Origin of the sequence: Pseudomonas sp. NPDC087615 (assembly GCF_044743445.1) — a bacterium.
GTDB lineage: Bacteria > Pseudomonadota > Gammaproteobacteria > Pseudomonadales > Pseudomonadaceae > Aquipseudomonas > Aquipseudomonas baetica_A.
In genome coordinates, this window is sequence record NZ_JBIUWM010000058.1 from 23594 (window position 1) to 36228 (window position 12635).

Here is a 12635-nt window from a genome sequence, read left to right on the forward strand (position 1 = left end):
TTAGGCTGCTGCCTGCGGCGATCTGCCGCGCCCTGATACGGTTTTTATACGTTCAGGTGAATCTGTAACGTGCTGCGCTGTAACGGCATAGTGCCTATCTCTGGCAGATCTGCTGTGGGAGCGGGCCCGCTCCCACAGTTCTGATATTCGTTCAACCTGATGAGGTAGCCGCTGCATGTATCAATACGACGATTACGACCGCGCACTGGTGTTCGAGCGCGTTGCGCAATTTCGCGATCAGGTCGAACGGTTCATGGCGGGAGAATTGAGTGAAGAGGAGTTCCTGCCGCTGCGTCTGCAAAACGGCCTGTACATGCAAAAACACGCGTACATGCTGCGCGTGGCGATTCCTTACGGGACGCTGAGCGCTGAGCAGATGCGCACGTTGGCGAGCATTGCCAGTGATTACGACCGAGGTTACGGCCACTTCACCACGCGGCAGAACATGCAGTTCAACTGGATCGAACTGGCCCAGGTGCCGGACATCCTTGAACGTTTGGCGCAAGTGAACATGCATGCGATCCAGACCTCCGGCAACTGCGTGCGCAACATCACCACCGAAGCGTTCGCCGGGGTCGCAGCGGACGAGATGATCGACCCGCGACCCTTAGCGGAGATCCTGCGCCAGTGGTCGACGATCAACCCGGAATTCCTGTTCTTGCCGCGCAAATTCAAGATCGCCATCTGCTCGGCGAAGCAAGACCGCGCGGCGATCATGATGCACGACATCGGTCTGTATCTTTATCCCGGCCGCGACGGGCAAATGCTGTTGCGAGTGATCGTCGGCGGCGGGTTAGGGCGCACGCCGATCCTTGGTTTGCAGATCCGCGAAGGTTTGCCGTGGCAGCATTTGTTGTCCTACGTCGAGGCGGTGCTGCGCGTTTACAACCGCCACGGGCGGCGCGACAACAAGTACAAGGCGCGGATCAAGATTCTGGTCAAGGCGCTGGGCATCGAGGCGTTCGCCAAAGAAGTCGAAGAGGAATGGCAGCACCTCAAGGACGGCCCGGCGCAGTTGACCGACGCCGAGTATCAACGGGTCGCCAGCGCTTTTGTACCACCGACCTATCGCACGCTGGCCGACACCGATCTGGACTTCGGCACGCGACTGGCCGAAAGCCCGGCGTTCGCCCGCTGGGTCGCGCGTAACGTGAAGCCGCACAAAGTGGCGGGTTACACCAGCGTCGTGCTGTCGACCAAACCGGGCCTGGCGGCGCCGCCGGGAGACGTGACCGGATTGCAGATGCTCGCGGTGGCCGATTGGTCGCAACGCTTCGGTTTTGGCGAGATTCGCATCGCCCATGAGCAGAACATCGTCCTGCCGGATGTGCCGAAAGCGGATTTGTACGCCCTGTGGCAACTGGCGTGTGAGCAACGTCTAGGCAGTGCCAACGTGGGCCTGCTGACCGACATCATCGCCTGCCCGGGCGGTGATTTCTGCGCGCTGGCCAACGCCAAGTCGATCCCGATTGCCCAGGCGATTCAGTCGCGTTTCGATAACCTCGATTACCTGCACGACCTGGGCGATATCAGTCTGAACATCTCCGGCTGCATCAACGCTTGCGGCCATCACCACATCGGCAATATCGGCATCCTCGGCGTCGATAAGAACGGCAGCGAGTGGTACCAGATCACCCTCGGTGGCGCCCAGGGCAAGAACAGCGCGTTGGGCAAAGTCATCGGCCCGTCGTTTAGCGCCGCCGAGGTGCCGCAAGTGATCGAACGGATTATCGGCACGTTTGTGCGCTATCGCGAAAGCGAGGAGTTGTTCGTCGATACGTTGGCGCGTATCGGGCTGGAGCCGTTCAAGGAGCGTGTGTATCCGAAGGCGCTGGAGGTGTCGGCATGAACAATCTGTTGCGACTTGAGCAGGGAGTGGCGCGGATTGAGCTGAATGATCCGTGGAGGCTGGTGCGCGAGCCTTCGACACCACGGCCCGCAGGGTTGTTGATTCTGCCGCTGGCCCATTGGCTGGAGTCACCGTCCACCCACGCGGTGTGGCTGGGGCCGGACGATGACGTCGAAAGCCTGGTCCCGTGGCTGGCGTCGCTGCCGCTAATCGCGTTGGACTTCCCAAGCTTTCGCGACGGCCGCGCCTACAGTCAGGCGTATCTGCTGCGCAGTCGTTTCGGATGGGCAGGGGAGTTGCGCGCAATTGGCGATGTGCTGCGTGATCAACTCAGCCATATGCGCCAATGCGGGTTCGACAGTTTTGCCGTGCGCGAAGACAAATCGGCTGAAGATGCGCTCAAAGGGCTGGCGGGGATGAGCGTGTTGTATGGCCGTTCGGTGATTGAGCCGCGGCCGTTATTCCGCCGCCGCTAACCCTTTGCCGGTACAGGGGAAACCCTTAGAGCGCTGAAGTTTCGGGCTTTTTTTCTTGGGTCGATGGTGGCCTTTTGGTAGAGTCGCCGTCGCCAGCGGGTTTTCGGCTGGCCGATGGGACCGAAGAAGGGAGTCTGTTCAGTGAGTCCGGGCAAGAAAATCCTGAGCCTCACCGCGTCGCTTTTGATGCTGACGCTGTGGGCCAGTTACTTTTATGTATTCAAGGAAAACCGCGACGGCCAACTCGGCGGTGCCGGTGAAAGTACCGCGTGGTGCGGCACACCGCCGACCAACGAGGCGGCGTTGCTGGGCAAGGACCAACTGACCTTGCGCGTCACCAACAACCTGCGCGGCGAATTCATGCTCAGCGGTTCTGTGGTGGTGTCCGAACGCACGTTCAACCGTTACGACCTGGGCCGCAACGAACTGCGCCTGCGTCTGGAACCTTTGCAGTGGTCCTACGGCGTCACGCCGATCTTCCTGGAGCAGGTCAAGGTTCAGCCACTGAGCCGCAATCTCTCGTCCTCCAACAAAAGTGCCTACGCTGAACTTGAGCCTCGCCCGATCGGCGTTCAGGGTCAGGTCACCGAGTTCCCGTTCGATACCTACCGTTACGGCTATAAACCGGTGCTCTATTACCTCAAGGGCAGCGAACGCATTGACTTGCGTTTCAAGAACATCACCACGCTGATGGCGATGTCCAACACCTTCACACCGATCCAGAAGTACAACCGCGTCGATTACATCAACGAGAAAAACTCGATGATCCGCGACGAAGACTACAAGGCCTACGGCCCGCATGAATGCGCGTTCAGCGTCGAACGCAAAGGCTCGTTCAAGGTCGTGGTGCTGTTGATGCTGCTGGTGCTGTGCCTGCCGTTGATGCTGGTGTTCTATCGCGATGAGCCGGGGATCGACTTCCTTGCCACGCTAGCAGGCATTGCGGTGGTGCGGGTGCTGCTGATCGGACCGGTGCAAGACTTCCAGCTGTACAACATCGACTTCCTGTTTGGCGCCGCGATTTTGTTGGTAGGTACGGTGTCGCTGATCAAGGCGATGCGCGCCAACAGTCGGCGTGAGATGGCGTTGAGAAGTGGCGAGACGTCGTCCTGGTGAAGAGTCGCAGGGGGCCAAAGCCCCCTCATTCGGCGGCAGTGCAATTTTCCGGACTTTAGCTATACCTGTAATTCCCCCTGACGCAATACATTCAGGCCTTGTTGAAAGGAGTTACAGCATGAAGCCAGCCGTAATGATGGGCACCTTGTGCATTGCCACCCTCACAGTGCTCGGGTGCTCCAGCAAAACCGTTGCTCCCGATGAATACTCCGGGTTTCTCAAGGACTACAGCCTGCTCAAAGAGGCCAAGTCACCGTCCGGTGCCGAAGTGATGCGTTGGATCGACCCCAAAGCCGACATCAACAAGTTCACCAGCGTTTACATTGAACCGACCCAGCTCTATCCCCAACCCCAGCCAACCGCCAAGATCCCGCAACAGACGTTCAACGGTATCACCCGCTATTACGATCAGGCACTCAAACGCGAAATCGGCAAGTCCTTGCCATTGGCCACCGGTCCAGGCCCGGGCGTGATGGTGGTGCGAGCGGCGATCACCGCCGTCAGCAGCAAGACCGAAGGTCTCAAACCTTATGAAGTGATCCCAATTGCGCTGGTAGCCGCGGCTGTCAGCACGGCGAGCGGTATCCGTGATCAGGAAACCACCCTGGCCACCGAAGCGGTGTTCCTGGATGGCGCTAACAACAAAGTGGTTGCTCAGGTGGTACGCAAGGGCACCGGCAAGCCGCTGGCAAACGAATCGCAGGTCATGAAGGCTGATGACGTGAAAAGCGTAATCGATGGCTGGGCGTCGGATCTGAACCAGTCTTATCTCAAGCTCAAATCCAAATAAGCCGACGCTTTCAGGCATTGCTTCAGGCGTGATCTGAGGCAATGCCTAAGGGCTTGGGGGCCGAGTTCTCAAGTACCGACGCCACAGCTGACAAACGCAATCGCCGGCAAAAGAGCCGCCGCCAATAGCCATGCATGCTTTCTCATTTTCTTCGCCATGAATTCCGACTCTCTGATGAACACTGTCGATGCAAGCACGCCTGTGCCGCTAATGAGTAATCCTGCTTTACCAAGCGTTCAGGACACCTGCGATTGAAGCTAGCAGGTAATCGCGGCTAGGCCAGCGGCGGGCGGGTGAGACTGTGGATATTTACACCCTGTCAGGTTTGACAGTTGTCGGAATGGAGATATGGGTTTTTGATGGTTGGGTGCCGCGCAAAATTATCGGCTTGCGCGTAAATGAAAGAAGGAAGGCAAATATGGCTACGGGAACGGTGAAGTTTTTTAACGAGGCGAAGGGTTTTGGCTATATCACGTCGGATGAGGACGGGAATGATCTTTTTGTGCATTTCTCTGAGGTTCAAAGTGCGGGTTTAAAATCGCTTCAAGATGGTCAAAGAGTTTCGTTTGATGTAAAGGTAGACAAAAAAGGCAAACAAGCTTCAAACATACAGCCCATCTGAACAGCAACGATCTTGATATCTGCCGAAGACTGCGATTTTTTGATCTTGATCTTTAGAAGCAAGATCAAAAGATCGCAGCCTCGTTTAACTCGACAGCTCCTAAAGTTAATCGAGCGCGAGGTGGCAGGGGCGGTCAGGGCTTCTTCGCCTGTTCGCGAATGCGCTCTTCCTGCTCGCGCAGTTGCGGGGTGAATTCGGCGCCGAAATCCTCGGCGGAGAATATCTGGCGAATCTCGATATCTGAGTCGGTGCCCGGCATCGGGTTGGGGCAACGCTTGACCCATTCGATGGCTTCTGCTTTCGACTTCACGTCCCAGATCCAGTAGCCGGCTACCAGCTCTTTGGTTTCGTTGAAGGGGCCGTCAATGACCGTGCGTTTATCTCCCGAGAATTGCACCCGAATACCTTTGCTGCTCGGGTGCAGGCCATCGGCCGCTACCAGGATGCCGGCCTTGGCCAGTGCTTCGTTGAAATTGCCCATGGCGCTAAGCAGTTCTTCGCTGGGCATGATGCCGGCCTCGGAATCGGCGCTGGCTTTTACGAGGATCATGAATCGCATAGTGGTGACTCCGTGGAGTGTGGGGGATTCACGGCTTAGTCGAATGGGAACGCCGCGAATCGACACGCGGGATAAATAACGATGCAGCAACCGCCAGTGTAGGAGTTGCCGAGTTACTGGTTCTGGATATCTAACAACCAGTCCGGCGTCCCGCTCAATCCGCTGGGCAGGGTTTCAAAGGCGCGCTCAATGTAACCCTGCCGCTTTGCAGGCATCGACGAAGTTGACGCCTTTTTTATCCATCGCAGTTTTGACCTGTGCATTGGCCTTTTGCAGGGCTGGGCTGGGTTTGGCCCATTGTTCCGGGGGCAGGGGTTGCGACCAGGCTTGCACGTTTTCCGGCAGGGTCGGGCGGCCTTTGCGGTGGGCCCATTCGGCGATCAGGTAGGGCATTTTCCAGAAGGTCAGGATGCGGCGCACGTACCACCAGCGCAGGGGCCATCTCGTGGGTTGGGGATATCCATAGCGCTTGCGATAGTCATCATCCATGCCGTCATCGAGATCGCCCATAAATCGGGCGTCGAGCCGTTCGATTTCGAAGGTATGCAGCCCTTCATACGGTTTAAGTTCATCTTCGCTCAACGTGATGCTTAACGCGGCGAGCATGGGGCTTGGCGTATCCACCAATTCCCCTTCTTCCATGTAATTGCGAATCGACGTCCACATACCCAGTGCATGCACATCGCTGGGTTGGGCCGACAGGATAAATTGCACGGTATCGTGCTCTTCGTCCTCCAGCCCCATGCCGAAGGTGTAATCGCGCATGGCGCCGTAACTGGTGACGCCCTGACTGCGGGCGACCCAGGCCACCACGCTTTCCCACGGCACGATAAGTACGCGATGGGTGGTGTCGTCGATGTAGCAGACTTCGCGGCGCTGGCGGTTGAAGCGCACGGGGTAACTTTTGGCGAGGGCGCGGACGTTGGAGAGCATGCCGTAGATGAAGGCGCCGATGGGGGCCAAGGATAAGAAACAAACCCAGATACCGACTTCAAAAAAAATCAGTAGATCATGCAAAGGGTTTCTGAAGTTATCTGGATAAAACACTACTCCATACATGATGAGTAGGCTCGGGACTACAAAAGCTCCGAACAAAACAAATCCAATCAGGATCGCCAGTCTTTTTCCGAGCTCCACCATTCCGAAGTTGCTACCGCCCAACTCCAGATAGGTTTCATTCATTGCGGAAAAATTGCGCCGAGACACCTGTGCCTGCCCGGTGTAAACCGGGAACGGCGCTAGAAACAATGTTTCGTTCAAGCCCCTGACCCGCAGTTCGCCCGTACTGGGGCGCTGGCTTCGAATGTCCGGTGCCGAGTCTTTGGTTTCAGGCTTCTTTTTACGCTTGAACAGTTTGCTAAACATCGACAGTCGCCATTTCGTCGCGGGTGAACAACCAGTACGGGGCCTTGCTCAATCCGCTGGGCAAGGTTTCAAAGGGCGCGCTCAATGCAACCCTGCCGCTTTGCAGGCATCGACGAAGTTCGCGCCTTTTTTATCCATCGCAGTTTTGACCAGTGCGTTGGCTTTTTGCAGCGCAGGGCTGGGTTTGGCCCATTGCTCGGGGGGCAGGGGTTGCGACCAGGCTTGCACGTTTTCCGGCAGGGTCGGGCGGCCCTTGCGGTGCGCCCATTCGGCGATCAGGTAGGGCATTTTCCAGAACGTGAGTACACGGCGCACGTACCACCAGCGCAGGGGCCATGGCGAACGTTTGGAGTAACCCCAACGCTTTCGTTCTTCGGCAGTGAGGTGACCGCCACCATCGTCCAATCGACCCAGTGCTCTGGCGTCAAGGCGTTCGACTTCAAACGTGTGCAGCCCTTCATAGGGTTTGAGTTCGTCCTCACTCAAGGTGATACCCAATGCGGCGAGCATGGGGCTTGGCGTATCCACCAATTCCCCTTCTTCCATGTAATTGCGAATCGACGTCCACATACCCAGTGCATGCACATCGCTGGGTTGGGCCGACAGGATAAATTGCACGGTGTCGTGTTCTTCGTCCTCCAGCCCCATGCCGAAGGTGTAATCGCGCATGGCGCCGTAACTGGTCACGCCCTGACTGCCGGCGACCCAGGCCACCACGCTTTCCCACGGCACGATGAGTACGCGATGGGTGGTGTCGTCGATGTAGCAGACTTCGCGGCGTTGGCGGTTGAAGCGCACGGGGTAACTTTTGGAGAGGGTGCGGACGTTGGAGAGCATGCCGTAGACGTAGCCGCCAATTGGAATAATGGATAGAAGCGATCCCGTGGCGAATACGTACAATCCATCCCAAATAAGCTCTAAGAATTTCCGATTGAATTCTGACGGGCTAAAAAATACCAACCAGACTGAGATCAGCACTGGCATTAAAAAGGCGAGGAATAAAACCATCCATATTCCAGCAGCCAATATTTTCGCTTGCTCAACTGTGCCCCGGTTATTCCCCCCCAACTCTAGGTAGATCTCGTTCATCTCCGAAAAGTTACGCCGAGACACTTGTGCCTGCCCGGTGTAAACCGGTAATGGCGCCAGAAACAGCGTTTCGTTCAAGCCCCTGACCCGCAGTTCACCGGCACTAGGCCGCTGGCTTCGAATGTCCGGTGCCGAGTCTTTGGCTTCAGGCTTTTTTTTGCGCTTGAACAGTTTGCTAAACATCGACAGTCGCCATTTCATCGCGGGTGAATAACCAGTACGGGGCCTTGCTCAATCCAGTGGGCAAGGTTTCCACAGGGTCGAGTGTAAATCGGCCTTGGGCCGGCAACCGTACACCACGTTCACTTGCAATGCGCAGATCGCGCAGGACAAAACAGGTGCGATGGATCAAATCGCGTTCGGCTTCCAATTGGTAGCCAATGTTCAGGGCCAGGGCGAAATCGGATGTTTGCAGGACATCGGGGATCGGCAGGTCCAAGGTCAGTGCCTCGTCTTCCTGGCTGACGACTACGGCCACCGCGGCCCACGCGGCGCTGCATTCCTGCCAGCGCCGGGGCGGCAACTGGCTGTTGTAGGGGCCGGGGATCGGTACCGCGCGGGTTTGCTGATAGGCCAGCAGTTGCAGCCGGCGGCTGTCCATTTCCCGTGTGCGGACGCCGGGCAGTCTGAGCAGCAAATAGGTTCGTTTGCCCTCGCGGATCAGCTCGCAGGTCGGTTGTTGCACCACCGTTGCCAATGCGCTCCAGTCCTCTGGCAGGCTGCGTTGCAGGTTGGCGGTACCCCATGCGCTGGCCTGCAACCACTTTTGTAAGGCATCCAGATTGAAATAGTTGTAGAGGCCTTCGCCCAGCAGTTGCAGGGCTGTGCCGATCAGACCTACGAGGTTGGCTTGCGCAGCGATGCCCAGCAGCCGGGGACTGGCTTCGGCCCAGGCAATAGCTCGGAGTTCGGCGGGTTTTCTCAGAACCTGACTGATGATCGACGTCGTGTGTTTGGCGCCCCAAGTGTTGGTGCCTACGAGGGTAGCGTCGCCGGCGATTTGTATAGTCGTGGCGGCCAAGGCTTGGTGGTTGCCTTCGGTCATTGCTTTAGTCCACTGGACGGAGTGCTTGCCTGAGTCGGTTATCGCAGCCACGCCACCGAATATGAATGCTCCGAATCCTGATCCAGCCATCCAGCGTCCCAAACGGCTCATGGTATTGAGTTTTCCGGCGGCGCTGTCCATTTGCTCGATATGCGCTTGAAGGATCGTCACCGACAGACCTTGTACCGCTGCAAAACCCGCAGCCAACATTCCAATCGATGATTCAAAGAGTGTCCCCCAGTCAGATAAAGACGACTTTTCCTTTGAATCAAACGCACTCAACGCTTCCAAAAACTTCTGCCCCTGATAAACAAACAGCAACAACGCAATCCCGTCACCCTTGGATTTCAGCGCACTCACAATAGGTTTGCCAAACGTCCCCGTCGCGCGGAAATCACGCACGGTTCTATGCATCTCCTCTCGCAACGCCGGGGCCATGCCATCGATCACCGTGCCGATTTGTCCCGGCCCGCTTGAGCCGACGGTCAGGGCGCGGCTGAGATTATCTTCCAGCGGCAGTAACGCAGCCCTGAGCTGATTGATGCGCTGGTTATGCACCTGCTCGCTACCGGATGGGGCCAGGCCGTGGATCTGCCGCGACAACTCGCGGTGACGCAGTTTGTAGCTGTCCTTGAGTTGGCGGCGCAGGTCGAGCGCGGTATCGCGGGATTTGTTGAAGGCCTGGAATTCGGACGCCGACGCGGCCCGCAGGGTCAGGCCACTGCGGGAGAATTCGCGCAGCAGTTGCAGACGAGTTGAGACGCCGAGGCCACGGATGAAGCTATTTGGATCGACGGTTTGCCGTTGTTTGAATGCTTTATAAGCAGTGTCTAGCTCGTCCGAAATACTGAGTTGCCGCGCCGGGTTATACGCCCCATCCAACAAACTCTGCAGCCCACTAAACCGCGTATTCAAATCCGCAAAGTTCGGTAACCGCTCATTCATCAAACTTCTGAACTGATTGGTCAGCACGTCCACCGCATCAAGGCTTTCCTGCGCCGCCGCGACCTTGATCGAGAAGTTGCTCAGGTCCATGAGCTTTTTACTCACCTCCATCTGATCGGCCAGGGTCAGGGTCTCCAGCCCCGGCACCACGGTCAGCAGGTTGCTGTCGAGGAAGGTCGCCAGTTTTTCGGTGGCTTCGCGGTTCCAGCACAGGGCGGCCACGCAAAGGAATTCGGTTTCCAGCCGATGGCGGATCTGCTCGTAGTTGCGCAAGTCGTAGTACCAAGCCGCTCGGTGAAAATGACCACCAACGATCATGTTCAGGCGATCTTCGCGAATGGCCTGCAAGCGCTTTTGCCAATGGCTCAGCAGCGTCTGCTGCCGGCTGACGAACGCTTGCATGTCGCTGCGGTTGATCAGGTGATCGATGCCGCGTTGGCCGATCTCTTTTCCGTACAGCGCCTCCCAGGTTTGCAAGTGAAGTGCCGTGACAGTGCCTTGGTGTTTTTGCCAAAGCACTTCACCCAATGCGTCCTGCAAATTGACGGCGGCGCGTGCGTAAGGATTGCTCAGCGCCGCTTTTCGCCAATGAGCCTCGTCGCCAAAGATTGACGGTCCGGCGTTGTCACGTTTCGCCCGCAAGTAGTCGTCAACGGCCGCTTGTTGCTCGGCGTTGGTGTCGTCCTTCAGGGCTTTGACGGCGGGGTCGGTGCTGGCCAGTGCATCAAGGCGTGCTGGGGTCACTTCGTACAACGACTGAATGTAGGCGCCGGTCAGGTACTGGCGCTGGGCGGCATCATCGCGGCTCCATTGATCGAGCCAGTGCGCGACATTCAGTTGGGCGCTGGCCAGATCGCGCATCACGCCGAAGTCGTCGCGCAAGACCAGAAACAGGTAATCGTTCTGATAGGCCCCCAGCACTTGGCTGGTGAGGGTTTCAATCAACGTGTTCTTGAACAGTGACGTGTCTTCCCAGGCGTAAGACTGGCGCTCTTGCGGGTTGGCGCCCTCGGGCAGATCGATTGGCGCGGATTTTTCGGCGACCTCGGCCAGCCAGTTATTCGCCTGCCGTTGGCTCAACAAGTGCGCACCGCCCTTGTCCGGACAAGCACTCGCCGGTTCGATGCGTTGCATCAGACGTTCACGCTCTGTGGCGTCCTTGAGTACTTGCGAACATTTGTAGGCCGTCCACTGGATTTCCGAATAGCCAGCGAACAGCGTGTGCTGCCGGGTGAAGATCAGTTGCGGCTCACCGACCGATGCTGTGCGCGTGTCGCTGGCCACTTCCTGGCCTTTCCAGACCAGTTTGCTGATCTGGCCTTGCTCAATGCGGTATTCGTGCAAGTAACCGGTGCCGTTATCGATGATGTACAGGTAGCCGTCACGCAACAGCCGAATGCCCAGCGGTTGGCTGCTCAGGCTCAGCGGCATGCTCAATTCAGAAGAAGGATCAAGCTGTTCGACCAGGCCATAGCGCAGCGGTAACAGCTGCACTTTTTCGCTCATCAAGTGACACATTTCCAGAGGGGAACGGGTGTCCTGGGCGCTCTTGGCCATGGCGGCAATATTGGCGTCGGCTGTCATGGCAGGTCGCTCGGTGAATGGGTGGTGCGCTCATGCGCCAATTGGGCGGCGCGTCGCACGCGGCTCAAGGGAGATTGTTGGGAGGGCACTGTCAGCAGTTGTGCAATGTCCGGGTGGGCGCTCAGTGGTTGTTCGCCCAGATAGCCGAAAACGTTGGCGTAGAGGGTGATTTCCTGTTCCGAGGTAAAGCCTTGTTGATAGGCCTGCTGTGCTGTTTTCTCGGCAAATCGAAGGCGTTCCCAGGCTGAACAGGCCGCCATGAATCCGGGGAAATACCGCTGCAAGTGATTGTTGAGGCTGAGCACCGACTGATGAAACTGCGCTTCTCCCAGAGCGGTGAGTTCCTGTTCGGTCAACTGATAGATATCGGTGGTGTCGGGCGCAGCAGCGTCCGCACGTTGATGTTGTTGCCAGACGGCGTGTAGCCCATCGGGCAGGCACAGGTGCTGAACCGGGCCAAACCAGCGCGCGCTATTGGCTTGCTGTGCAAGGTTGAGCAATGGATGCATGACGGCTGGATCGGCGATGCGCAGCATGACCTCAATCGAACTCGGGTGCTTGACGGTGAGCAGGCGACGCCAGTGTTTGCAGAGCGTTGGCGCATCGGCCTTGCTGAACAGCAAGAAGCCCCATTCCTGCGTGGCGTTTTCCTGAAAGTACGTGAGCAGCGGATCGCCTGCGCCTTTGAGAGTGATCAGGTACGGCGAAATATCCGCCAGCTCCTGCCAGCGTGTGCCTTGGTAGAGGCAGTAAGCCCGATTGTCCCAGCGGCGCAGGCATTGCGGCAGGTTGGGGACACTTACACCATCCAGCAGCAAATAGGCCTGCACGGACCATGGCAAGTCATCGGGTAAGGACGGTAATTCAAGCATCGGCTTCTCCACGCTGCTGTTTGGCGGCTTCGCAAACAGTGCAGATCGGCCTCTTGGCCATCAGGGTCAGACGCTGCGTTTGAATTAATACGGGGGCTTGAAGGGCGATCTCGGCTGATGGGATAGCAGATAACGCCGCCACTCCAACCACTGGCGCGCCGCCCTCGACGATGGCCACGCTGCTGAAGATCCCACCCGAATTGATCACGATGTGATGGCCGCCCGCCGTCAGCGTCAGGCTTGTCCCGGCATCAATCACCACTTGGCTCGCGGTAACCCGCGCATGCGGCCCGGCCTGAATCACCAGCGTTCCATCAGCCATG

10 protein-coding genes and 1 pseudogene are annotated in these 12635 nt (G+C 57.7%); 5 read left to right on the forward strand and 6 right to left on the reverse strand.

All coding sequences use genetic code 11. From position 1 onward, the window contains the following. The first annotated feature begins 175 nt into the window (after window positions 1-175). From ACIOU6_RS23095 to ACIOU6_RS23115, 5 genes are all read left to right on the forward strand, one after another. Window positions 176-1849: a nitrite/sulfite reductase gene (locus ACIOU6_RS23095; RefSeq protein WP_221732531.1), complete on the forward strand. Its 1674-nt coding sequence runs from the start codon at window positions 176-178 to the stop codon at window positions 1847-1849. Then, a complete protein-coding gene (locus ACIOU6_RS23100) occupies window positions 1846-2325 on the forward strand; it encodes a DUF934 domain-containing protein (RefSeq protein ID WP_221732530.1) in 480 nt (159 codons plus the stop codon). Before ACIOU6_RS23095 ends, ACIOU6_RS23100 begins: the two co-directional genes overlap by 4 nt. Window positions 2326-2466: 141 nt before the next feature. Next, the gene (locus ACIOU6_RS23105; RefSeq protein ID WP_221732529.1) at window positions 2467-3441 is read left to right on the forward strand and encodes a hypothetical protein; all 975 of its coding nucleotides are present in this window, start codon (window positions 2467-2469) and stop codon (window positions 3439-3441) included. 118 nt (window positions 3442-3559) lie between these two features. Next, window positions 3560-4231, forward strand: coding sequence for a DUF3313 domain-containing protein (locus ACIOU6_RS23110; RefSeq protein ID WP_401139008.1), 672 nt, complete (start codon window positions 3560-3562; stop codon window positions 4229-4231). Between the two features lie 418 nt (window positions 4232-4649). Further along, a complete protein-coding gene (locus tag ACIOU6_RS23115; protein ID WP_401139013.1) occupies window positions 4650-4853 on the forward strand; it encodes a cold-shock protein in 204 nt (67 codons plus the stop codon). Window positions 4854-4986: 133 nt separating this feature from the next. On the opposite strand, the gene ACIOU6_RS23120 is transcribed toward ACIOU6_RS23115, so the two are convergent. The 6 genes and pseudogenes from ACIOU6_RS23120 to ACIOU6_RS23145 form a co-directional block, all read right to left on the reverse strand. After that, entirely contained in the window at window positions 4987-5412 is a 426-nt protein-coding gene (locus tag ACIOU6_RS23120) for a YciI family protein (protein ID WP_401139009.1), read from the reverse strand. Window positions 5413-5598: 186 nt separating this feature from the next. Continuing rightward, a complete protein-coding gene (locus ACIOU6_RS23125) occupies window positions 5599-6777 on the reverse strand; it encodes a hypothetical protein (protein WP_401139010.1) in 1179 nt (392 codons plus the stop codon). An 81-nt stretch (window positions 6778-6858) separates the two neighbouring features. Next, window positions 6859-7614, reverse strand: a complete 756-nt coding sequence (locus tag ACIOU6_RS23130) for a DUF6708 domain-containing protein (RefSeq protein ID WP_260455915.1) — start codon at window positions 7612-7614, stop codon at window positions 6859-6861. 427 nt (window positions 7615-8041) lie between these two features. Next, complete coding sequence (locus tag ACIOU6_RS23135) at window positions 8042-11440, reverse strand: toxin VasX (RefSeq protein WP_401139011.1); 3399 nt, start codon at window positions 11438-11440, stop codon at window positions 8042-8044. Further along, window positions 11437-12312, reverse strand: a complete 876-nt coding sequence (locus ACIOU6_RS23140) for a DUF4123 domain-containing protein (RefSeq protein WP_401139012.1) — start codon at window positions 12310-12312, stop codon at window positions 11437-11439. Before ACIOU6_RS23140 ends, ACIOU6_RS23135 begins: the two co-directional genes overlap by 4 nt. Further along, window positions 12305-12635: pseudogene (locus ACIOU6_RS23145) on the reverse strand (type VI secretion system tip protein VgrG); the annotation flags it as partial. The gene ACIOU6_RS23140 and the pseudogene ACIOU6_RS23145, both read right to left, overlap by 8 nt.

What these genes read in the sequence shown, in the direction of transcription:
- ACIOU6_RS23095 (WP_221732531.1), top strand. Translation starts at nt 176, where the DNA reads ATGTATCAATACGACGATTACGACCGCGCACTGGTGTTCGAGCGCGTT.
- ACIOU6_RS23100 (WP_221732530.1), top strand. Translation starts at nt 1,846, where the DNA reads ATGAACAATCTGTTGCGACTTGAGCAGGGAGTGGCGCGGATTGAGCTG.
- ACIOU6_RS23110 (WP_401139008.1), top strand. Translation starts at nt 3,560, where the DNA reads ATGAAGCCAGCCGTAATGATGGGCACCTTGTGCATTGCCACCCTCACA.
- ACIOU6_RS23115 (WP_401139013.1), top strand. Translation starts at nt 4,650, where the DNA reads ATGGCTACGGGAACGGTGAAGTTTTTTAACGAGGCGAAGGGTTTTGGC.
- ACIOU6_RS23120 (WP_401139009.1), bottom strand. Translation starts at nt 5,412, where the DNA reads ATGCGATTCATGATCCTCGTAAAAGCCAGCGCCGATTCCGAGGCCGGC.
- ACIOU6_RS23125 (WP_401139010.1), bottom strand. Translation starts at nt 6,777, where the DNA reads ATGTTTAGCAAACTGTTCAAGCGTAAAAAGAAGCCTGAAACCAAAGAC.
- ACIOU6_RS23130 (WP_260455915.1), bottom strand. Translation starts at nt 7,614, where the DNA reads ATGCTCTCCAACGTCCGCACCCTCTCCAAAAGTTACCCCGTGCGCTTC.
- ACIOU6_RS23135 (WP_401139011.1), bottom strand. Translation starts at nt 11,440, where the DNA reads ATGACAGCCGACGCCAATATTGCCGCCATGGCCAAGAGCGCCCAGGAC.
- ACIOU6_RS23140 (WP_401139012.1), bottom strand. Translation starts at nt 12,312, where the DNA reads ATGCTTGAATTACCGTCCTTACCCGATGACTTGCCATGGTCCGTGCAG.